Here is a 21,457-nt window from a genome sequence, read left to right as displayed (position 1 = left end):
CATGCCAAACTTTTCGACATTTAATCCGAATCCTGATAATTTACGCACTTTAATCTTTGGTAAAGACAGTACGGATACGGCGCGGCCGCTGACAGTGGACTCAAGCGGCAATCTGGTTACCGTGATGCTTGACGGTACGATCAGCAGTATTTTGGGTGTGACGATTACGGCCGGTACGGTTGCCATATCTGGCGGCACGGTTGGGGTGACCGGAACGGTAGCCGTTTCCGGAGGAACGGTGGATGCTACTCTGGCGGGTGGTACTTTAAGCGCCTTACTGGGTGCGACAATTACAGGCGGTACGATCAGCGCTGTACTTGGCACAACGATTACGGCCGGTACGGTGGCGATCTCCGGAGGAACGGTCGAAGTATCCGGCGGCACAGTCGCCGTATCCGGTGCAACCGTTACGGGCGGGACAGTAGATGCCGTGCTTGGCGCCACCATTACCGCCGGAACGATTAACGCCGTGCTTGGCACAACGATCACGGCCGGTACGGTAGCCATCTCCGGCGGTACAGTCGCAGTATCGGGCGGTACCTTTGAGCTGTCCGGAGGAACGGTGGCGGTGTCCGGCGCGACCGTTACAGGCGGAACGCTGGATGCTGTGCTAGGAGCAACGATAACAGCTGGAACATTGGACGCGTTGCTGGGAGCGACAATTACTGCAGGAACGATAGATGCTGTGCTAGGAGCAACGATAACGGCGGGAACATTGAACGCGTTACTTGGAGCGACGATCACAGGCGGAACGATTAACGCCGTGCTTGGCACCACGATCACGGCCGGTACCGTAGCCATTTCAGGCGGTACAGTCGCGGTATCTGGCGGCACGTTTGAGATAGCCGGAGGAACGGTGGCGGTGTCTGGAGCAACTATTACAGCGGGCACATTGGATGCATTGTTGGGAGCAACTATTACAGCGGGCACATTGGATGCATTGTTGGGAGCAACTATTACAGCGGGCACATTGGATGCATTGTTAGGAGCGACGATCACTGCAGGTACACTTGATGCCGTTCTAGGAGCAACGATTACTGCAGGTACGATCACAGCGGTACTTGGTACTACGATCACGGCCGGTACGGTAGCGATTTCCGGAGGAACAGTAGCGCTTTCGGGCGGCACGGTGGCCGTGTCTGGCGCTACAATCACAGCGGGAACGCTGGATGCATTGTTGGGAGCGACGATTACTGCAGGTACGATCACAGCGGTACTTGGTACTACGATTACCGCAGGTACGGTAGCGATTTCTGGAGGAACAGTAGCGCTTTCGGGCGGCACGGTGGCCGTGTCTGGCGCTACAATCACAGCGGGAACGCTGGATGCATTGTTGGGAGCGACGATAACGGCAGGCACATTGGATGCATTGTTGGGAGCGACAATCACTGCAGGTACACTTGATGCGGTTCTAGGCGCGACAATCACAGCCGGTACGATCACAGCGGTACTTGGTACTACGATCACAGCAGGTACGGTTGCGATCTCCGGAGGAACAGTTGCGCTTTCGGGCGGCACTGTGGCCGTGTCCGGGGCGACAATCACAGCGGGAACGCTGGATGCATTGTTGGGAGCGACGATTACGGCAGGCACATTGGATGCATTGTTAGGTGCAACGATCACAGCAGGTACACTTGATGCGGTTCTAGGAGCAACAATCACTGCAGGAACGATCACAGCGGTACTTGGCACTACGATCACAGCTGGAACGCTGGATGCATTGTTGGGAGCGACTATTACAGCGGCACATTGGATGCAGTTTTAGGAGCAACAATCACAGCAGGAACGATCACAGCGGTACTTGGTACTACGATCACAGCAGGTACGGTAGCGATCTCAGGCGGGACAGTAGCGCTTTCGGGCGGCACTGTGGCCGTGTCTGGGGCGACGATCACAGCGGGAACGCTGGATGCATTGTTGGGAGCTACTATTACAGCGGGCACATTGGATGCAGTTTTAGGAGCAACAATCACAGCAGGAACGATCACGGCGGTACTTGGCACGACAATCACAGCCGGTACAGTGGCGGTGTCTGCAGCAACGTTAACCGGAGGCACATTAAATGCCGTCCTAGGCACAACAATTACAGCTGGTACGGTGGCCGTATCCGGAGCAACAATTACCGCAGGAACGCTGGACGCCTTGCTTGGCGCGACGATCACGGCGGGAACATTGACAGCAGTGCTTGGCACAACGATCACGGCTGGTACTGTGGCGGTATCCGCAGCAACGATAACCGGAGGAACGTTAAACGCCGTCCTAGGCACAACGATTACAGCCGGTACCTTGACTGCGTTGCTTGGAGCAACCATTACCGCGGGTACTTTAAGCAGTGTCACTTCTATTTCTCAAAAGAGCTTCCAAGAAGTAGCGAACCTGAATAACCTAACAGCAGATGCATATACGGCTGTACCGGCTATTACGACCAGCGTATTTGGCACTTATTCTTACTTTGTCTACAACAAAGGTCCGGGAACAAATGCGGCGACTGCGCGTGTTGAGATCAGCGCTAACGGAACGAACTGGTATACCGACGTGGAAAGCGTAACGGGTATCGCGGTAGGCTCGGTTGATGTGCTTGTGCCGCAGCGTTTTCTGAAATATACGAGACTGGCTTACCGTTCGACAACGACGGGCAGTGCTACCACCGTCGACGTATACTTCAATGGCCAAGGCACGTAGGCTTACGAAGTAAGAATTACCGCAAAGAACGCGATAATTCTTGGCGTAGGCTTACGAAGTAAGAATTACCGCAAAAGACGCGCTAATTCTTTTTAGGAGGGTTATAAAATGCTGCTCGGTGTTCACATCATCGTACGCAATGAAGAGGATATGCTTCCCGAATGCTTGGACAGCATTCGCGGCATAGCCGATGAGCTAATCGTTGTCGACACAGGTTCGACGGACGGAACGGTGGACATTGCCCTGCGGTATGGAGCAAGAGTGATTAAGGCGGAGTGGAAGGATAACTTCTCCTCTGCCCGCAATCTGGCATTGGAGCATGCACGTACCATATGGGTTCTGGTTCTGGATGCGGATGAACGGCTGAAGGGTGATTCGCAATCGCTCAGACAGGGGCTGCGAAAAGCCGCATCGCCTGCCTATCGGCTTCGGATGGAGCATCTGCTCGATGGCTCCAATACCGGCCGCAGCATGACGAGCGAAGCCGTGCGTCTGTTCCGTGCTGACCGAGGGTATGTCTATCATGGAGAAATTCATGAGCAGCTCGTCCGTGTCCGTGAAACGGAGGACGGTGCCGTCCTGAAGGATGTGGACGGTCCGTTATGTGCAGGGGACTCTCACATTGCTCATATCGGGTACATGCCGGATGTGCTGCAGCGCAAATCCAAAGCGGAACGGAACTTACGGGTCATTTCTAGGCAGCTGACCAAGCGGCCGAATGACCCTTTTTGTCTATACAATTACGGAGTTACGTTATGCCAGCTTGGAAAAGCCGAAGAAGCGGCGGTTGCCTTTGATAAAGCGCTTGGCTATACCCCTCTATCCGCTCCATACCGGCCGACGCTCGTTAGAGATTACGCAACTACGCTTCTTGCTCTATCCCGGAACGGGGAGGCTGCCGAGCTGCTTCGGGGGGAGACGCTCCGATATCCAGATTACCCGGACCTGTATTTGCTGCAGGGCAACAGCTTATCGGCGGCGGGAATGCTGTTGGAGGCAAAAGCAGCCTATGAGGCGGCTATTGAAGCGGGTTCAAGACCCCATTCCTATATCTCCGAAAATGGAGCGGGCAGCTACCAGGCACAGCTTCGTCTGGCATCCGTGCTGCAGCGGACGGGAGAGGCTGAAGCAGCTTTGCTTGCATATGAAGCCTTGCTGGGTGCAAAGCCGGGCTGGGAAGAGGCTTTGTTAGCCTTGGCGGATTACCTTCAGCAGCTTGGCGTGCCCGACCAGGAGATCCGTCAGAAGCTAAGCAGCTTTACCGGTAACGATGTTGCAGATCCGCATAAGCTGATGGCCCGCGTGTTAAGCCGTATCGGGGCCAATAGTATGGCTTTGCCGCTGTGGAGGGAAGTGGTCCAGTCAACATCCGTGTCAACGGCGGGTGCTCCAATGCCGGAACAGCTTCCTTGGTGCGATATACGAGGGTTTGCGGATTGTCTGATCGGGACCGGTCAGTATGCGGAAGCGGCCTCGCAGATTCGGTCTTGGCTGCAAGCAGCCCAACCGTCCGCGGACGCAGAGCCTTCATACGAGATCCTGCAGTTAGGCATGGACTGGGCATTATGCCGTTGGAATGACGGGCTGCAGATCAGTCGGGAGGAGCTGGCGGCTGTTCTCGGGGGAGGGCGTCTTGCCCACGAGGCGGAGCATTTGAACGGCTGGCTTCCGGCGGCGCAAGGACCGCAGAACAAAATCGCGAAGGAGCAGGAGCTCGCTGCAGCTGCCCGCTGGCTGGATACGGCGGTGAGCCGGGGGATGCTGCGCCTTGCGCATCGGTTGGCAGGCGGTTTTTACGGACTGAGGCCGTATTTTGAAACCCTTCTCTATGACCACGGTTACGTGGATGCCGCGGCGGAACAGATGCTTGACCGTTTCGAGAAGGAAGGCCGTTTGACCGGTGAGCAATCCTTCCGTCTTGGGGAACTGCTGTATTTGAAAAAGCTGCATAACGAAGCGTTATCCTTGTTCGACAGTTCGGCCGAAAGCGACAAAAGCGGCGTTTATGCGGAAAGAGCGCGGCTTGGAGCCGCCGCAGCCTGCTTGCAGCTTGCTATTGAAGCTCTTCAGCCGGATGAGTATAGCGGGACCCGCAATTGGGACGGCAGCTGGTCGGAGCCGGACCGGATGAAGCTTCAGGAAGCATTGCTCCGAGTTGAATGGATGAGCTGGCAGACCAGCTGGAACGGGCGGCAAAGGAGGCGCGTGAATGGCGGAACAGCGGAAGCGGATTTCCTTATGTATGATCGTTAAGAACGAGGAGAAGCATCTACCCGGCTGTCTCGACAGCGTACTCGGCATAGCCGACGAGATCATTGTTGTAGATACCGGTTCGACCGACGAGACCATTGCCATAGCGGAGCGGTACGGAGCGCAGGTGATCCGGAGCGGGTGGGAGCATGATTTTGCCAAAGCGCGCAACAAGGGGGTGGAGCGGGCCAGCGGGGAATGGATTCTGTTCCTTGACGCGGATGAACAGCTGGATGCGGCAACAAAGCCTCAACTGCTTGAGTATGCCGGCCATGCGGAACTGTCCGCGCTGCTTCTTCAGATCAGAAACCAGGTCGGGCCGGACCATGATCAGGGCTCGACGATCCATCCCGTGCTTCGGATGTTCCGGAATGACCCTGCCCACCGGTTCGAGGGGCGGATTCATGAGCAGATTTCGTTTTCGATTTTGCGAAAAAACCCTTCGGCCCGTTTTCACCTCACGGATGTCATCATTCATCATTATGGCTACCGGACCCAGGTGGTGGCGGAAAAAAACAAGCTGCAGCGCAATATGGAGCTGCTCGAGCTTGCGCTTGCGGAAGACCCGGACAATACGTTCCACCGCTATAATATCGGCGTTGAATATTTGCGGAATAACCGAGCGGAGGAAGCGTTGGAAGCGTTCCGGATTGCCAAGCGGTCCGCCGGCTTTGAGCAGCTCTCTTATGCGCATCTGGTGCTGAAATACGAATCGCTTAGTCTCCAACTGCTAGGCAGATGGGAGGAAGCCGCGGCTCCAGCGAAGGAAGGCTCGGCTATTTTCCCGGACTATACGGATTTGTGGCATTATATCGCGCTTTGCTCGGCGAGTACCGGACGGTTCAAGAACGCTATGGAAGCCGCCGAAAAAGCGCTGGAGCTAGGAGCGGCGCCTGCGCGCTACCATACGGAGGACGGAATGGGGACGTTCCGGACCGCTTATTTGCAAGGACGAATCTATGAAGCGCTGCACGATGAGCAGGGCGTGGAGCAAGCATATATGAAGGCGCTGCGGTTTAAGCCCAGCTTGCTGCCGCCGCTTTTTCGGCTGTGCAAATACATGAGGACCGCCGGCCGCGAAGGCCAGCTTGCTGCATGGATGGCAAGGCGGATCTCCTGCCCGGATGAAGCGGCTATGCTGAAGCTGGCCGGGGTAATGGTCGCAAGCGGCTGTCCGGCCAGCGCGGCTGCCTATTTGGAATGGCAGGGTGAGCTTTACAAGGAGCCTGGGCTCCGGCACTCGCTTGCCGTGCAGGCGAATGCTTTGCGCGATGGGGATTACAGCGGACTGCCTTTTGCAGGCTGGCTTGGCAAGGATGAGGCGGAAGATACGCTGTCTTCCGCGGTATATTGGAGGGCGCGTGCGGAGCAGTATTTGGAGCGGGTTCAGCAGTCGAAGGAGCGCCCTGTCGAACGGCAAGCCGTTCAAAGCATCCGCATGCTGCTGCCCGGATTTGAAGGGTGGTAAGGAGGGACGGGATGGAAGGCCAGCTTCCGATAACGCTGTGCATGATTGTCCGGGACGAGGAATTATTCCTGCCGGATTGTCTGGCCGCGGCGGCTCCTTATTGCTCGGAGATTATAGTGGCGGATACGGGGTCGACAGACCGGTCGGCAGACATAGCGGAAGCCTACGGTGCAATAGTGCGGCGGGTTGTCTGGCAGGATGATTTTGCATTAGCCCGCAATGCCGCAATCGAGCAGGCTTCCCAGCCGTGGATTCTGGTGCTGGATGCGGACGAACGGCTTCTCCCGCTTCCCGTGAAGGAATGGAGCCAGCTGCTGTCGGCAGAGCAATGCTATGGCTATTTGATTCGGATCAGAAGCCGGGTTGACGGCAGGAGCGGGGAGGAAGAGGTCTCGGATGCGGTCTGCCGGCTTTTCAGGAACGATCCGAGGATCCGGTTCTCCGGCGCAATTCATGAGGAAGCGGCAACGGCCGTTTCGGCCTGCGGAGAAGAGGCCCTGCGTTTTGCCCCGGTTGAAGTGCTTCATGAGGGGTACCGGCATGCCGTTATGGCAAGGCGCGGGAAAAAGGAACGCAATAAACGGATCCTGCTCGCCGCATTGAACCGTGAACCGGAAAATCCGGTGCTTCGGTATGCGATGGGTACGGAATATTTTACTTACGGGGACTGGGAGCGGGCGGCCGAATGGCTGGAGCCTATGGTGAACGGGAAAGAAGCGGGTGACGACGCCGGCTATTTGTCCGACATATGGCTGAAGCTGGTCCATGCGTTGCGGGCGCTTGGCAGGCTGGAGGATGCGGAGCGTTATGCCCGGAGCGGCCTAACGAGGTATGCCGATTTCCCGGATTTGCATGAAGCTTACGCGGCGGTGCTGATGGAGATGGACCGGCCTGGCGAGGCCGGATCGGTGCTGGAGCGGGCATGCTTGGCTGGCGCACGGTCTGCGCATTACTCTTCCGCTGCCGGCTCCGGAAGCTACCGGACCCTGCTTGCCGCCGGTTATGCGGCGGAACGCGGCTATGACTGGAATCGGGCAGCCGAGGCTTATGCGGCAGCGCTTGAGGCTAACCCCGGTTATCGGCCGGCATGGGAAAGGCTTGTTATGCTGGGCACGCTTGACGCGGATCATAGAACGCATTGGTTGGCTGCGGCCAACCGCGCGGCAGCCACCGGCGATCATAGGCTTTGCCGCTTCATGCTGGAGCTGCTGGCTGACGCCGGACTGCAGCTTGAGCCCGAGGTAAGCAGCCGGCTGATGACCGGGCTGGCGGTCGGGGAAGCTTTTTGGAGCGGCCTGCTCGCCGCGCAGCAGGGCGATCCGGCCGCTGCCCGGCAGCGCTGGGCGCAGCTGCCGGATGCGTACCCGGGCAGGGGCGAGTACCTCGCCGCCCTTGCCTGGGCGGATGGCGGGCGGGCTGAGCCGCCGCCCGCCGGGATTGCGCACGCGCTGCTTCGCGTGCGTGCCTGGCCCGCGTGGCTGCGGCTTTGCCCAGCCGCGCCACCGCCCTTGGCGGCGCCTGTGCCCGCGGCGCCGCTGCAATGGTGCGCGCTGCTAGGCGCAGCGCCGCCTGTGCCCGCGCTGGCCGCGGCACAGAGGCTGCGCGCGGCAGCGCAGCCCGGTGCGCCTGCGCGGCTTGCCGCGGGCGTCCTGCACTTCGCCGCGGGCGACATGCCGGCCGCGGCGGAGCAGTTTGCGGCTGCGCGCGAAGCGGCGGCGCAGCCATGGGTCTCGCGAGCCGCCGCGGCGGGGCTCGCGGCAGCGCTTGCGGCGCGCGCCCGCAGCGCCGCGCAGGTCCCTGTTCTCGCAGCGCCGCTGCTCTGCGAGCAGGAGTTGATGCTGCGTATAACCTCCGTGCTGTACAGCCTATAAGCTCTTTTGTTTCGCGTTATACAGCTTGTAAACTCTTACGTATATGACCTTTTCCATTGCAAAAAATGCATTATATTTCTGAATTATAATCCATTTATTGGAATTAAACTGTATGATCTGCAGGATATTGCGCGTAAACCTACTTTGATTAGCTAAGATCTGAAGTGTATCTTGCAAAATGTACAACGTTTTACGCAGAAACAGCCTGGATCGGCGAATATCCTGTACAACGTGCAGCATATCAGGCGGGCGGCAGCGCGGAAAGGCATCAGCGGCTCTCCCCATCTCCCTTCGCAAGCTGCGCAGTAATAATCGCCTTCCACTCGGCGAGCCAGCGCGTCTGATCGAATGCGAGCGCCGCCCGCCGGGCGGCTATGCCTAATCGGCGCCTCAGTCTAGGCTGCTCGATCAGCTCGCTGACGGCAGAGGTGACGGCTTCTGCCGAGGTTGTAATTAGGCGGCCGTTTACGCCATTGATGATGAGATCGTTCAGCCCGCCGACATTGGTTGCGACAACGGGCAAGCCGCAGCTCATCGCCTCCAGGCAGGAGAGGGAAGTCCCTTCCGAGAACAACGTCGGGATAACCGCGATATCCGCCTGATGATAGGCCGTCTGAATCGTCTCGAACGTATATGTCCGGTGAATGATGCGGTCGCGGTGAGGATGAGCCTCCTTCCATAAATAAAAGGCTGCCGCCATCATTGATCCGTCAATCAGCTCGCCGGCAAATTCCACGGTCAGGGCGGGATACCTGCAGAGCAGCTCATCCGCCGACAGCATCATCGTAACAAGTCCCCGTTCAAAGCTTAGCCTTCGCGGGAAAAGCACCCGCACCTCTTTTGCCGAAGGGGAGACACCCCCCGGCCGGGGAACAAACCGCAAGGTATCCACGGGATTGGGAAGCAGGGTAATAACGGCCGGATCTTCATACTCGCAGACAGCCCTGCAATACGTCTGGAAATGCGAATCCACCGACACCACGCGGTCTAGCTGCCGAAGAGCCTGATTGATATGCCGGGTGATCGCCGCCTTCGTCCCGGCCGCGATAGAAGGAGTGTCCCAATTGATGCCGTGGCAGATGCCGATGCTTCCCGGGCGATAGCGGATGGGATGCCAGATGCAGCTGGCATAGATAAGCAGGCCTTCCGCGGATTCCGCCATCCGCTCGAAAGCCTCCGTAATCTTATTGGCTTCAAATGGCCAGCCTTTTACCCGGACGCCTTCGTGCACGGTGTCAAAAGCCTCGTAATACGTCATCTGATAAACAACCGGATTGAGCCCGAGCTCCTTGATTGCCCGGCATAACAAATCGACATACCGCTCCAGCCCGCCTCCGAACACCCGGGAATAATCCTGTCCATAGGCGTTCAAATAGCTGTGGGTCAATATCGTCACCGTCTTCATGGGCTTCGGCTTTGCCATCGTCCTACCCATCGCGGCGCTCCCTCTCCTGCCAGCGGATCAATCTTGGATTCGGATCGAGAATAGAAGCGTAGTGGCCGAGATTGCCCCAATGTCCCTGCGGGTCGAGCTTCATATAACGGTCGTATTTCGCCCGCCGATCCTCGGCGCTTCCCGCCCAACCGTAATGCTTGATCCGAAGGTCGGTATCGAGACTGGGCAAAGCGTTGTAGGTAAAAGGAAGCCGGGTGGCGTGATGCGCCCGCTTCGGATACGCATAATGAAAGCCGGGCAAGTAACGGACAAGCGTCATCATAGGCCGCTGATGGAGATTCCACCAGTCGTCCTCGCGGTAGTGGGTGACCGAATCCCAGAAATCGTACATCCGGAAGGAAACGGTATCGTAGTCATCCTGGTTAATAAGCTGCCTCATGGCCGCTTTTGCGTCATCCTCGTAAAATTCATCCGCATCCACGGCCAGCAGCCAATCCGGCGAGGTTTCCTCCGCCGCCCGCCACAGCTGCTCGCGCAGCAGCCATTCTTTATGAAACAACGAATCCTTATTCCGTACCAGCTTCACAACCTTCTCGAACGATGCGGCGAGCTCCGGCGTATCGTCCGTGCTCCCGTCATCCACAATGACAATCTCGTCTGCAAAGCCGGACAAATCCGCAAGCGCCGCTTCCAGATAACGTCCGGCTTCGTTGCGGACCTGCATGATGGCGGTTAATTTGTTGTCCGTTATTTTTCTTCCGCCTTTTCCGAGACCGCTGGACATCCTTAGTCAGCCTCCTTATTTCCTCGTGTCAGCTCCCGCGCAACTCCATCCATAACAGCCAGCTCAACCACGCCGTTCAATTCCTCCTGCCTATGCTCTCCCGCCGCCAGAAAGCAGTGGATGGCCTCATGCCGTTTGCCTTTGAGCAAGAGCGCCGTTCCTTGCAGACGCTGCCACTGCCGGCGGTCGACCGCCGACTTGCGGAGCCCGTCTTTGCCGAGCGAGAGAGCGCTGTCTAATCGGCCCATCGTAATATAAGTAGCAGTAAGCAGCGCACACGCTTCCGGATCATCCGCAAGCGGCTCCAGCAGAGCTGCCGCTTTGCGGTAATCGTCATTCAGCCGGTATAGCTGGGCTTTGGCGAGCTCCCGCTTCCCGGCAGCCAGCCATCCGGATAATTGTTCGGCATGCCGCCATTCGATATCCCCTTGGGCGGTGTAGCCGTAGGTCCGTACGGCGTCCTGAACATGTCCCTGCTCCAGTTCGATCGCCGACAGGAACCGGTATACGTTCTGAAGCGTATCCCTGCGGCCTTCGTGCAGCATTTGCTCAAAGGAGGCAAGCAGAAGCTTTCTTGCGTATTCGGCTTCGCCGGTCAAATACCGGTAGACCGAATGGAAGAAGAGACCGTCGGCATAGCCGTTCACCTTACCGCCCGCCGCCTGCTCATGCTCCTGCTTCTGAAGCAGTTCATTCCGCCAGTTGGCTCTATGGCGCTGCTGGAGGCGGATAAGCATGTCGGATTCGAAGCCGTCGCTATGCCATTCCACCGCCTGACGGGCGAACAGATCGGAGGTTTCGTCCAATCCGTCCATTAGAAAGACGCTGCCGCGGCGGAAGCACTGCTCCAAATAGAAGGCCTCCGTACCGGCCACGACAAGCGTGGCATACGCGCATAGCCAGGAGCGGCATTTGCCCCACAACTCTTCTTCATTAGATTCCGGCCCGGGCAGTACGGCAATAAGACAGTGCGGCTTCAGCGGCACGGCAATATGCACCCAGGCGGGATGCATAACGATAGCGGAGGCGCTGCCCCATTCCACGTCATCCAGCTGTTCCAGGGAGAGAGTCTCGATTCCGCTTGGAGCATCATCGGCTACTGCAAGCAATTTTCTCTTCGCGGCCAGCTCCTCCAGCCAGTCCCGGACGCCGGAAGGAATCCCGCGCCAGCCGCCGGGAGGAAAGACGATAATCGGTTGTGCTGCCATGGCGCGCTCACCATCCGTTCCACTCTTTTGGTTCTTGTATGAACGTATGAAAAATAGTACGATAACCATTCCGGTTTTTTCTCGAACTGGAAGCAAATAATAGGCTTTAACAACAACATCAGGTTAAGACACAAGGAAAGAGGTAGGTTTGTAAGATGGTTGATCAAAACAAGAGTACCGCTGCTCCATCGCTTGCGGATGGGGAAGAGCGGTTCTCGAAATCAGGATTTATTTTCGCGGCAATCGGCAGTGCGGTTGGTCTTGGCAACATGTGGAAATTCCCTTATATCACCGGCAAATACGGCGGTGCGGCATTTTTCCTCATGTTTATTGTCTGCCTTCTCGCTGTTGGCTTGCCGGTCCTGATGGCCGAGCTTGCGATCGGCCGCGGCGGCCGCGGCAGCGTATCGACCTCCTTTAACCGGCTAACTAAGCAAAAGGGCTGGGGAGCGCTTGGATTCCTAATGATCGCAGCGCCATTTTTGATTTTATCGTTCTATTCCGTTGTCGCAGGCTGGACGATGTATTACGCAGTCCGGTCGTTCTCGGGGCAGTTGTTTACGACGACGGATTACTCCGGCCAGTTCAATGCCTTCATCGGCAGCTGGCAGCCGGTATGGTGGATGCTTCTGGCGCTGGTACTAACAGCGGCAGTTATTATTAAAGGCGTGTCTGCCGGAATTGAGAAGTTTAACAAAATTCTTATTCCGGGCCTCGTTATTTTGCTGCTTGTCCTTGTTGTCCGCTCTTTGACGCTCGACGGGGCGGGAGAGGGCGTATCGTTCTTCCTTAGTCCGGATTTCAGCAAGTTAACGGCTGAGTCGGCACTGGTTGCGCTTGGACATGCGTTCTTCTCCCTATCTCTTGGTATGGGAACAATGATTACGTACGGTGCTTACGTGGACAAGAGACAGTCGCTTGGCGCGGGCACGATGGCGATTGGCCTAGGCGACCTTCTGTATGCCTTCCTGGCAGGTTTGATCATTTTCCCGACGTCCTTTGCTTTCGGGATCGAGCCGGGCCAAGGGCCGGGGCTTGTATTTGTGGCGTTGCCGGCTGCCTTTGCAGCAATGCCGCTCGGCAGTCTTTTCGGCGGATTATTCTTTATCCTTCTTGCGGTTGCTTCATTAACTTCGACGGTTGGCCTCCTGGAAGTGCCGGTTGCCTTTATTCGCGAGCGGTATGGCTGGAGCCGCGGACTAGCGGTTACGGTGATCACGGTGCTTCTCTTCCTGGTTGGCATCCCTTCGGCCGTGTCGGTAGGCGGAGCGGTAAGCGGATTGGATTTCGGGGGCAAGACGTTTTTCGACTGGATGGATTTCATCTGCTCGAACATCATGCTGCCGCTTGGCGGTCTTATTGTTACGATCTTTGTAGGCTGGGTTTGGAAAAACGCGGCAGAGGAAGCCGGTCTTACGGCGGCATGGTTTGGGATATGGCTGTTTATGGTGCGTTATATCGCTCCGATTCTCGTCGTCCTGGTTCTGCTCTACTCCGCTGGCGCACTGGACTTTTTATTCAAGGGATAGTGCCTCCCTCTAGCAGTAGGCAGTGTATTTTCTCGTAATTTTGTGTATGATAGGAAGATCATTAATTACGGGAAAGGTTGGTCGCCGTGGAAAACACAGTGGAGAATAAGGTATCATCCTCTAACTTTATCAAGAACATCGTCGTCGAAGATTTGAAAGAAGGCCACGTGCAGGAAATCGTGACCCGCTTTCCGCCGGAGCCTAACGGATATTTGCATATCGGACATGCCAAGTCGATCTGTTTGAACTTCGAGCTAGCCGATGAATTCAAAGGACGGACAAACCTGCGTTTCGACGATACGAATCCGGTAAAGGAAGATACGGAATACGTAGAGTCGATTAAGGAGGACGTGCGCTGGCTCGGCTTTGACTGGGATGATCTTCGTTTTGCATCCGACTACTTCGAAGAGCTGTACAACCGCGCCGTTTTGTTGATCCGCAAAGGGAAAGCCTATGTGTGCGACCTGACTGCCGAGCAAATCCGCGAGATGCGCGGTACGCTGACGCAGCCTGGACAAGACAGTCCTTACCGAAGCCGCAGCGTCGACGAGAATCTTGATCTGTTCGCTAGAATGCGGGCAGGCGAATTCAAGGACGGCGAGAAGGTGCTGCGCGCGAAGATCGATATGGCTTCACCGAATATCAACTTCCGCGACCCGGTTCTGTACCGGATTGCCCATGCGCATCATCACCGCACGGGAGACGCATGGTGCATCTACCCGATGTACGACTATGCGCATCCGATCAGCGACGCGATTGAAGGCATTACGCATTCGATTTGTACGCTGGAGTTCGCGGACCACCGTCCGCTGTACGACTGGACGATCGCGGAATGCGAAATGGTCGATGTGCCGAAGCAGTACGAGTTCGCGCGTCTGAACATTACGAATACCGTTATGAGCAAAAGAAAGCTGAAAGCGCTCGTGGACGAAGGCGCCGTAACCGGCTGGGACGACCCTCGCATGCCAACGATCAGCGGCTTGCGCCGCAAGGGCTATACGCCGGAAGCGATCCGCGCGTTCTGCCGCGAGATTGGCGTAGCGAAAGCAAACAGCACGGTTGACGAGCGGATGCTGGAGCATTTTATCCGGGAAGACTTGAAGCTGAAGGCGCTTCGCACGATGGCCGTTCTGCAGCCTCTGAAGGTTGTCATTACGAACTATCCGGAAGGCCAAGTAGAGATGCTTGAAGCGGAGAACAATGCCGAGAACGAGGAAATGGGCACGCGCCAAATTCCGTTCTCCCGCGAGATCTATATCGAACAAGACGATTTCATGGAGAATCCTCCAGCGAAATACTTCCGTCTGTTCCCTGGCAACGAAGTGCGCCTGAAGCATGCTTACTTCATTACGTGCCAGGAAGTAATCAAGGATGCGGACGGCAACGTGATCGAGCTGCGCTGTACGTATGATCCGGCTACCAAGAGCGGTTCGGGCTTTAATGCCCGCAAAGTAAAGGGCACGATCCATTGGGTCGAAGCCTCGCAAGCCGTGCCGGCGGACTTCCGTCTGTACGAGCCGCTTATTACAAGCGAAGCCGAAGAGGAAGGCAAGCCGTTCCTCGAATGCATCAATCCGAATAATCAGCAAGTACTGCAAGGCTTTGTGGAGCCGAACATGAAGGACTCGAAGGGCCATGACAAGTTCCAGTTCTTCCGTCACGGCTACTTCAATGTGGATCCGAAGGATTCGACGGCTGAGAAGCTGGTATTCAACCGGATCGTCTCGTTGAAGAGCTCGTTTGATCCGTCCAAAGCTTAAATAAACGCCATAGGCCGAACGAGCCGGGCTGTCCGTACAGGATAGCTCGGCTTTTTAATTATCATAATATATGGTAAAAGAGAAGGAAATTGTAGAATGGTGGCGAACATTCTTGTAAACTGCTCGGGCTTTAGCGGGAGTCATAAGCCCAAATAGGTGGTAATAGGCTAAAGAAAGCACAAAAAGCCAATAGAGAAAAATAGGGAGGAACAACATGGATACTTATAACCGCGCAGGATTCTGGAGACGTTTGGGCGCCAATATTTTGGACGGCCTTATTATCGGCATTCCGCTTACCATTCTGGCCTTTATCATTTCGGGCGAGAGGGAGAACTCGTTTACGAACATTATATCCTTCCTGTATTCCTTGCTGATTCCTATTCTTTGGAACGGCTATACGATCGGGAAAAAGATTTGCGGCATACAGATCCGCCGCCTGGACGGCAGACCGCCGGGCATCGGCACGATGCTGCTGCGCAATGTCGTGGGCGGGCTTGTCTATGCGGTTACGATCGGTATCGCAGCGGTTGTCAGCGCGTTTATGGTTGGTATGCGCGAAGACAAACGCGCCATCCACGATTTTATCGCGGGGACGGTTGTTGTTCACGACGGAGACGAGTAAAAGGCCATCATCGCCATGTTATCTGGTATACGGCAAGCCCTTAAGGCCCCTTGGGGACCTTAAGGGTTTTATTTTTGTCTTTGAAGTGTCCGTTAAGGTCCCTAAAGGACCTTAACTACGCGGTAGGTGGGGGTTAAAGTTGGTTTTTGAGAGATCGTAAAGCGCTTAAGGCCCTCTGGGGGCCTTAAGTGCTTTAACTTTTGCCTTTGAAGTGCCTGATAAGGTCCCCAGAGGGTCTTAACTGCGCGGTAGGTGGGGTTTATGGTTGGATTTTGACAAGATCGCCAAGCACCTACGCCTCTGTGAGACCTTAAGCTCGCGGAAGATAGAGTTCGAGGCTGGTTTTTAGCGGGTGGAGAAGGTTAAATTATTTACACGTGCGCAAAAATCGTACAGGCTGTACAATCAAATAAAGGAAACAAGAGGTCAAGGAGAGAACTACTTATGAACAATGATTTTACGATCCGAGATGCCAGGGTAGAAGATCTGCCCCGCATCGTCGAAATATACAACTCTACTATCGCATCCCGCCGGGTAACGGCTGATCTGGAGCCCGTATCGGTGGAGAGCAGAATGAGATGGTATGACGAGCATTCACCGGATTTTCGCCCGTTATGGGTGCTGGAGGAAGACGGAAAAATGTTAGCGTGGCTGAGCTTCCAGTCGTTCTACGGGCGCCCGGCATACAACGCAACGGCCGAGATCAGCATTTATATCGATCAGGAGTACCGCGCGCGCGGTATCGGCTCGTTCCTGATTCAGAAGTCGCTTGAAGCAAGCCCGGGACTTGGTCTTCGGACGCTGCTCGGGTTTGTATTTGGTCATAATGAGCCTAGCCTTGCCCTGCTTCGGAAATTTGGCTTCGAAGAGTGGGCGAACCTGCCAAAGGTAGCCGAGCTCGACGGGGTAGAGCGGGACTTGATTATTCTAGGACGCAAGATTTAACGAAGGCTGAATTTGGTGATTCCTGCCAAATGATTTATGCTGGAAGCAATAGGATGATAAGACGACAGGGGAGAATGAACATTGAGCAAGTTTTGGAGTCCGCTTACGGCTTCTTTAGTCCCTTATGTTCCCGGGGAGCAGCCGAAGGACAAAAAATACATTAAGCTGAACACCAACGAAAATCCGTATCCGCCTTCGCCTCAAGTGCTTGAAGCGATCCGGTCGGTAACAAACGATGATTTGAGGCTTTATCCCGATCCAACCTGCGATGCGCTTGTCCGGAAAATCGCCGGATATTTCGATGTTGAACCGAATCGAGTATTTGTAGGCAACGGATCTGACGAAGTGCTCGCTTTTGCATTTGCGGCTTTCTTTAATCCGGCCAAACCGGTCGCGTTCGCGGACATTACATACAGCTTCTATAAGGTGTATGCGGAGTTCTACCAGCTGAAGGCGGACATTATTCCGCTGGGTGAGCAGTTTAAGCTGCCGGTTGAAGAATTCAGCCGACGGGATACCGGAGGTATTGTTATTCCGAATCCGAATGCGCCTACAGCTATGCTGATCTCGCTTGACGATATCCGTACTTTGCTGGTGCAGAACCCGGATCAGGTTGTCCTGATTGACGAGGCGTATATCGATTTCGGCGGCGAGTCGGCGGCGAAGCTGGTGAATGAATATCCGAATCTGCTTGTTGTTCAGACGCTATCGAAGTCCCGCTCGCTTGCGGGTCTGCGGGTAGGCTGGGCGCTGGGCAGCGAAGAGCTGATCGACGGGCTGAACCGCGTCAAAAATTCGTTCAATTCTTATACGCTGGACCGTCTTGCTCTTGCAGGCGCGGTAGCGGCGTTTGAGGACGAGGCTTATTTCCAGGAGACCACAGCGAAGGTAATCGCCACGCGCGAAGCTGTGACGAAGGAATTGAAACAACTGGGCTTTATCGTGACCGACTCGGCAGCGAACTTTGTCTTCATCTCCCATCCGGAGCATGCGGCAGAGCTTCTGTTCCAGCAGCTGCGCGAACGAGGCGTGCTTGTCCGTTATTTCAAACAGCCCCGCATTGACCGATATTTGCGCGTAACGGTTGGCACGGACGAAGAGATGGCCGCTTTTGTAGAGGCACTCAAGGAGATCATTAAGCGATAATGAAGCCGCAGGTAAGACCAGGCTATCAACGGGCTGCATTTTTCGTTGTTCTCTTGAGCGTTATTTATGCGGTAATCGGGAATACTTTTTTTCAACTGGCCTATCGCTATAGTGCCGCTATAGATGAGGCGTACATCGTTTTTGCAATAACATCGGCAGTATATGCGTTGCCCGTTATATGGTGGTTCCGCCGTAAATATTGGTATTTTGCTTTGTTTATCCCTGTTATTTGGGTGCCGATGCTGATGATTACCGGTTATCTGATGGGGGTGGTTTTTCCGCTTCCGGAGGATGATTATGGCGCAGGCATGCTGCTATTGTTCATACACGGATTGAATTTGGCAGCGGTAGTACTGGGCGTGGCGCTTGGATTAACCGTGAACGCGGCGATTGCGGCTTGGAGGAAGTTCAGCAGGGTATAAAAAGGCTATTTAAGCCTATTTCCATTTTGTTATTTTTTCGTGCTATAATGGTGGCAAGTGACTGGTTCGGATTTTTATGTTTGAAGTATAACAATCGTCGTCAGTCTTATAAATAGGAGGATTATTTTTGAATAACCATAAAACAGAAAAGAAACTAACCATTTTTGCCTTAGGCGGCGTAGGCGAAATTGGCAAGAACATGTACGCGGTACAATACGCGAACGACATTATTGTAATTGATTGCGGTTCCAAATTCCCGGATGAGGAGCTTCTCGGTATCGACATCATCGTGCCGGATATTACGTACCTCATCGAGAATAAGGACAAGGTCAGAGCTTTGCTCATCACGCATGGCCATGAGGACCATATTGGCGGGTTGCCGTATATCCTGAAGCAGCTGAGCATGCCGGTCTATGCAAGCCGTCTTACGATGGGATTGATCGAAGGAAAGCTGAAGGAAGCCGGACTGCTCGGATCGACGGAGCGGCATTTGATTCATTCCGATTCCGAGCTCAAGCTGGGTTCGATGAAGGCGTCGTTCTTCAAGACAAACCACAGTATTCCGGATTCCCTCGGCGTCGTGCTGGATACACCGGAAGGCGTCGTTGTCCATACGGGCGACTTCAAGTTCGACCAAACACCGGTAGGCGATTATCACGCGGACATTCACCGGATGGCCGAGATTGGGAAGAAAGGTGTCCTCGCTTTGCTGTCGGAGAGCACAAACGCCGAACGTCCAGGCTTTACGCCATCGGAACGGATCGTCGGCGCGAACTTCATTGATGCTTTCCGCAAGGCGGAACGCCGCGTGATCGTCTCTACCTTCGCCTCGAACGTGCACCGTCTGCAGCAGGTTGTGGATGCAGCGGCAGCATCGGGACGGAAACTGGCGATTATCGGGCGCAGTATGGTCAACATGATTACGATTGCTTCGGAACTGGGCTATCTCGATATTCCGGACGGTATGCTAATCGAGACGAACGAAGTGAACCGCTATGCGGATAATCAAGTCGTTATTCTTTGCACAGGCAGCCAAGGCGAGCCAATGTCCGCTCTTACGCGGATGGCCCGTTCGAATCACCGTCAGGTAGAGATTCTGGAAGGCGATACGGTTATTATTTCGGCAACGCCAATCCCAGGCAATGAACGCAGCATCGGACGCACGGTGGACGAGCTGTTCCGTCTCGGCGCGAATGTCATCTACGGTTCCGGCACGCAAACAGGCATGCACGTATCCGGCCACGGCAGCCAGGAAGAGCTGAAGCTGATGCTTCAATTGATGGCTCCAAAGTATTTCATCCCGATTCACGGGGAATACCGGATGCAGCTTCATCATAAGAAGCTGGCTGAAGCCGTTGGCGTAGAGCAAGGCAATACCTTCATCGTGGATAACGGTGAAATCGTAGAAATCGTAAACGGCGATGCACGCAAATCCGGCAAAGTGCCGGCTGGCAATACGTATATCGACGGACTTGGTATCGGAGACGTTGGCAATATTGTACTTCGTGACCGCAAGCACCTGTCCCAGGACGGCATTCTTGTTGTTGTAGTAACAATCAGCAAGCAGGACAAGACGATCAAATCGGGACCGGATATTATCTCCCGCGGCTTCGTCTATGTACGGGAGTCGGAAGGACTGCTTGAGGAAGCAGGCAGAATTGTAACAAGAACGATTACGAAATCCATTAGCGATAACGTAAACCAATGGACAACACTCAAATCAAACGTAAAAGACGCGCTCGGACGATTCTTATATGAACAAACGAAAAGAAAGCCGATGATCCTTCCTATCATCATGGAAGTGTAATCGGCACCTAACCAGTCCACTTCTTTTTGTTTAGTGAGCCGATATATACACGCAAGGGGCTGTCCCGTTAGCTGATAAAGCTACGGGACAGCCCCTTGATGCATTCTAACCGCAATTAAGCCACCAGCTTGAGGCCAACTACGGCCCCGATAATGAGGGTGATAAAGAAGATCCGGAGCATGTTTTTCGGCTCGCCGTACAGGATCATGCCTAGAATCGCCCCGCCGGTAGCGCCGATACCCGTCCAAATCGCATATGCAATACTCATCTCGAGGGTTTGCATGGCATAGGACAGGCAGGCAAAGCTCATCCCGAATCCAATTAGCAGGAGAGCGATGTTTTTTACGCTTTTCTTCTCATTGACCTTGTTCATCATAACGACGCCCAGCATTTCGAACAGACCTGCGCAGATCAAAGCTAACCAGTTCATTTGGAGGATACTCCTTTCTTGTCGCCCGCATTTGCGTGCTCCGGTGTAATAAGCTTGAGACCGATAATGCCAATCAAAAGAATGGCGATAAACAATAATTTAGCCGCATGAAGCGGATGCCCGAAAAAGACCGATTCCGAAATCACGGTGCCGGTTGTGCCCAGGCCTACAAAGACGGCGTATACCGTGCCGACAGGAAGCTCGCCGCTTGCTTTGATGAGCAGAGCGAAGCTGACCAGAATCGCAATAAACGTGACCGCCCAGCTCCATGCATGGTCCGCATGCTTGAGCCCGGTTACCCACATGACTTCAAATACGGCAGCGATATAAACTTGCAACCATTGCTTTTTCATGAAAAATCTTCCCCCTTACACGTGATGTAATATTTAAAAAGACAAAAATAAAACCTGGGAGACACTGCTGGCGCAGGCGACTCCCAGGTTTTTATCCTTCCGTGATCACAGCTATTGCTGTGAGTTTTCCCTCGGACCAGACCTAAGCATCTCGCTTAGCGGAACCCTAGAAAACCACTAACCTGTATTATACACACTTCCCCCCGAAGATCAAGGCCTGGAAAAGGATAAAAAATGACGGCACCCAGGCAGAGGAAGCTCTCAGTCACGCTAGGACTGAGGCTGCCACCGGCACAGGCGCCGCCAACATGAAACAGCGGATTACGGCTGAATCAAAAGCTTATCAGGAATGCTCGGCATCGAATGAAGCCGCAAGCTCCTTGGCGCGTGCTTCATCGTTGCTGCGTACATGAAGCCGTTTTAAGGAGCCATCCAGGGTTACCTTTGATTTTAATCCGTTTGTTTTGAAATACGCATACAGCCTGTCGATTTCATCCGCCCGGGATCCGGCCTCAGTCCGGAAGGCAGTCCATCGGTTCCACCACAGCACCATCCCTAACACACCTCCTTCGCCTGCTGATTCGCCATTCCGTACATATGTATTCGCCTCTCCGACCATCATGACAGGTTTGTTGGGATTATCCCGCTAATTATTCGATAGCGGCTTAATTGTTCATAGGGGAAGAACGGTGGTAAAATAGGGTAGCTGAGAAGCAGCATTTTTAGAATGAGGGAGGAGAAGAGTTGTGAGCAAATTTACATCCATTACGCAAACCACGGAATT

General features: G+C 54.8%; 18 protein-coding genes and 1 riboswitch. Of the genes, 12 read left to right on the top strand and 6 right to left on the bottom strand.

The annotated features are described in order from the left end of the window. Position 1: 1 nt before the first annotated feature. From PJDR2_RS33340 to PJDR2_RS32200, 5 genes are all read left to right on the top strand, one after another. Complete coding sequence (locus PJDR2_RS33340) at positions 2 to 1,765, top strand: beta strand repeat-containing protein (RefSeq protein ID WP_015847418.1); 1,764 nt, start codon at positions 2 to 4, stop codon at positions 1,763 to 1,765. Further along, positions 1,750 to 2,682, top strand: coding sequence for a DUF6385 domain-containing protein (locus PJDR2_RS33685; RefSeq protein WP_265525089.1), 933 nt, complete (start codon positions 1,750 to 1,752; stop codon positions 2,680 to 2,682). The genes PJDR2_RS33340 and PJDR2_RS33685 overlap by 16 nt, the downstream gene beginning before the upstream one ends. A 108-nt stretch (positions 2,683 to 2,790) precedes the next feature. Continuing rightward, entirely contained in the window at positions 2,791 to 4,935 is a 2,145-nt protein-coding gene (locus PJDR2_RS29565; RefSeq protein WP_015847416.1) for a glycosyltransferase family 2 protein, read from the top strand. Further along, complete coding sequence (locus tag PJDR2_RS29560; protein WP_015847415.1) at positions 4,892 to 6,400, top strand: glycosyltransferase family 2 protein; 1,509 nt, start codon at positions 4,892 to 4,894, stop codon at positions 6,398 to 6,400. The genes PJDR2_RS29565 and PJDR2_RS29560 overlap by 44 nt, the downstream gene beginning before the upstream one ends. 11 nt (positions 6,401 to 6,411) lie before the next feature. After that, positions 6,412 to 8,271 carry a glycosyltransferase family 2 protein gene (locus PJDR2_RS32200; protein ID WP_015847414.1) on the top strand — a complete coding sequence of 620 codons (1,860 nt, stop codon included), beginning with the start codon at positions 6,412 to 6,414 and terminating at the stop codon, positions 8,269 to 8,271. 268 nt (positions 8,272 to 8,539) lie between these two features. On the opposite strand, the gene PJDR2_RS29545 is transcribed toward PJDR2_RS32200, so the two are convergent. Genes PJDR2_RS29545 through PJDR2_RS29535 form a run of 3 tightly spaced genes read right to left on the bottom strand, consistent with a single transcriptional unit; the run spans position 8,540 to position 11,659 of the window. Continuing rightward, positions 8,540 to 9,706 carry a glycosyltransferase family 4 protein gene (locus PJDR2_RS29545; RefSeq protein WP_015847412.1) on the bottom strand — a complete coding sequence of 389 codons (1,167 nt, stop codon included), beginning with the start codon at positions 9,704 to 9,706 and terminating at the stop codon, positions 8,540 to 8,542. Continuing rightward, positions 9,699 to 10,451, bottom strand: coding sequence for a glycosyltransferase (locus PJDR2_RS29540; RefSeq protein ID WP_015847411.1), 753 nt, complete (start codon positions 10,449 to 10,451; stop codon positions 9,699 to 9,701). The genes PJDR2_RS29545 and PJDR2_RS29540 overlap by 8 nt, the downstream gene beginning before the upstream one ends. A 2-nt stretch (positions 10,452 to 10,453) precedes the next feature. Continuing rightward, the gene (locus PJDR2_RS29535; protein ID WP_041613698.1) at positions 10,454 to 11,659 is read right to left on the bottom strand and encodes a tetratricopeptide repeat protein; all 1,206 of its coding nucleotides are present in this window, start codon (positions 11,657 to 11,659) and stop codon (positions 10,454 to 10,456) included. Between the two features lie 155 nt (positions 11,660 to 11,814). On the opposite strand from PJDR2_RS29535, the gene PJDR2_RS29530 reads away from it, so the two are divergent. The 7 genes from PJDR2_RS29530 (at position 11,815) to PJDR2_RS29500 (ending at position 19,890) form a co-directional block, all read left to right on the top strand. Continuing rightward, entirely contained in the window at positions 11,815 to 13,188 is a 1,374-nt protein-coding gene (locus tag PJDR2_RS29530; RefSeq protein WP_015847409.1) for a sodium-dependent transporter, read from the top strand. 98 nt (positions 13,189 to 13,286) lie between these two features. Further along, complete coding sequence (locus tag PJDR2_RS29525) at positions 13,287 to 14,948, top strand: glutamine--tRNA ligase/YqeY domain fusion protein (RefSeq protein WP_041614778.1); 1,662 nt, start codon at positions 13,287 to 13,289, stop codon at positions 14,946 to 14,948. Positions 14,949 to 15,162: 214 nt separating this feature from the next. Further along, complete coding sequence (locus tag PJDR2_RS29520; protein ID WP_015847407.1) at positions 15,163 to 15,570, top strand: RDD family protein; 408 nt, start codon at positions 15,163 to 15,165, stop codon at positions 15,568 to 15,570. A gap of 444 nt (positions 15,571 to 16,014) precedes the next feature. Then, complete coding sequence (locus PJDR2_RS29515) at positions 16,015 to 16,515, top strand: GNAT family N-acetyltransferase (protein ID WP_015847406.1); 501 nt, start codon at positions 16,015 to 16,017, stop codon at positions 16,513 to 16,515. Positions 16,516 to 16,596: 81 nt separating this feature from the next. Beyond that, entirely contained in the window at positions 16,597 to 17,661 is a 1,065-nt protein-coding gene (gene hisC / locus PJDR2_RS29510) for a histidinol-phosphate transaminase (RefSeq protein ID WP_015847405.1), read from the top strand. Then, positions 17,661 to 18,083 carry a hypothetical protein gene (locus tag PJDR2_RS29505; protein ID WP_015847404.1) on the top strand — a complete coding sequence of 141 codons (423 nt, stop codon included), beginning with the start codon at positions 17,661 to 17,663 and terminating at the stop codon, positions 18,081 to 18,083. Before hisC ends, PJDR2_RS29505 begins: the two co-directional genes overlap by 1 nt. A gap of 127 nt (positions 18,084 to 18,210) precedes the next feature. Then, positions 18,211 to 19,890: a ribonuclease J gene (locus tag PJDR2_RS29500; RefSeq protein ID WP_015847403.1), complete on the top strand. Its 1,680-nt coding sequence runs from the start codon at positions 18,211 to 18,213 to the stop codon at positions 19,888 to 19,890. A 115-nt stretch (positions 19,891 to 20,005) separates the two neighbouring features. Here the strand turns inward: PJDR2_RS29500 and PJDR2_RS29495 are convergent, their stop codons facing one another. From PJDR2_RS29495 to PJDR2_RS29485, 3 genes are all read right to left on the bottom strand, one after another. After that, positions 20,006 to 20,320 (bottom strand): DMT family transporter, encoded by a 315-nt coding sequence (locus PJDR2_RS29495; protein ID WP_015847402.1) that lies wholly within the window; start codon positions 20,318 to 20,320, stop codon positions 20,006 to 20,008. After that, positions 20,317 to 20,673, bottom strand: a complete 357-nt coding sequence (locus PJDR2_RS29490) for a DMT family transporter (protein WP_015847401.1) — start codon at positions 20,671 to 20,673, stop codon at positions 20,317 to 20,319. The genes PJDR2_RS29495 and PJDR2_RS29490 overlap by 4 nt, the downstream gene beginning before the upstream one ends. 78 nt (positions 20,674 to 20,751) lie before the next feature. Beyond that, positions 20,752 to 20,854: riboswitch (guanidine-I (ykkC/yxkD leader) on the bottom strand. 162 nt (positions 20,855 to 21,016) lie between these two features. Then, positions 21,017 to 21,226, bottom strand: coding sequence for a hypothetical protein (locus tag PJDR2_RS29485; RefSeq protein ID WP_015847400.1), 210 nt, complete (start codon positions 21,224 to 21,226; stop codon positions 21,017 to 21,019). Positions 21,227 to 21,457 lie beyond the last annotated feature (231 nt).

Source organism: Paenibacillus sp. JDR-2 (assembly GCF_000023585.1).
GTDB lineage: Bacteria > Bacillota > Bacilli > Paenibacillales > Paenibacillaceae > Pristimantibacillus.
The sequence above is the reverse complement of the archived record's forward strand: the minus strand, read 5'-3'. Positions and strand labels throughout refer to the sequence as shown.

Coding starts and splice junctions, on each gene's coding strand:
- PJDR2_RS33340 (WP_015847418.1), top strand. CDS start 2: ATGCCAAACTTTTCGACATTTAATCCGAATCCTGATAATTTACGCACT.
- PJDR2_RS29565 (WP_015847416.1), top strand. CDS start 2,791: ATGCTGCTCGGTGTTCACATCATCGTACGCAATGAAGAGGATATGCTT.
- PJDR2_RS29560 (WP_015847415.1), top strand. CDS start 4,892: ATGGCGGAACAGCGGAAGCGGATTTCCTTATGTATGATCGTTAAGAAC.
- PJDR2_RS32200 (WP_015847414.1), top strand. CDS start 6,412: ATGGAAGGCCAGCTTCCGATAACGCTGTGCATGATTGTCCGGGACGAG.
- PJDR2_RS29545 (WP_015847412.1), bottom strand. CDS start 9,706: ATGGGTAGGACGATGGCAAAGCCGAAGCCCATGAAGACGGTGACGATA.
- PJDR2_RS29540 (WP_015847411.1), bottom strand. CDS start 10,451: ATGTCCAGCGGTCTCGGAAAAGGCGGAAGAAAAATAACGGACAACAAA.
- PJDR2_RS29535 (WP_041613698.1), bottom strand. CDS start 11,659: ATGGCAGCACAACCGATTATCGTCTTTCCTCCCGGCGGCTGGCGCGGG.
- PJDR2_RS29530 (WP_015847409.1), top strand. CDS start 11,815: ATGGTTGATCAAAACAAGAGTACCGCTGCTCCATCGCTTGCGGATGGG.
- PJDR2_RS29520 (WP_015847407.1), top strand. CDS start 15,163: ATGGATACTTATAACCGCGCAGGATTCTGGAGACGTTTGGGCGCCAAT.
- PJDR2_RS29515 (WP_015847406.1), top strand. CDS start 16,015: ATGAACAATGATTTTACGATCCGAGATGCCAGGGTAGAAGATCTGCCC.
- PJDR2_RS29505 (WP_015847404.1), top strand. CDS start 17,661: ATGAAGCCGCAGGTAAGACCAGGCTATCAACGGGCTGCATTTTTCGTT.
- PJDR2_RS29495 (WP_015847402.1), bottom strand. CDS start 20,320: ATGAACTGGTTAGCTTTGATCTGCGCAGGTCTGTTCGAAATGCTGGGC.
- PJDR2_RS29490 (WP_015847401.1), bottom strand. CDS start 20,673: ATGAAAAAGCAATGGTTGCAAGTTTATATCGCTGCCGTATTTGAAGTC.
- PJDR2_RS29485 (WP_015847400.1), bottom strand. CDS start 21,226: ATGGTGCTGTGGTGGAACCGATGGACTGCCTTCCGGACTGAGGCCGGA.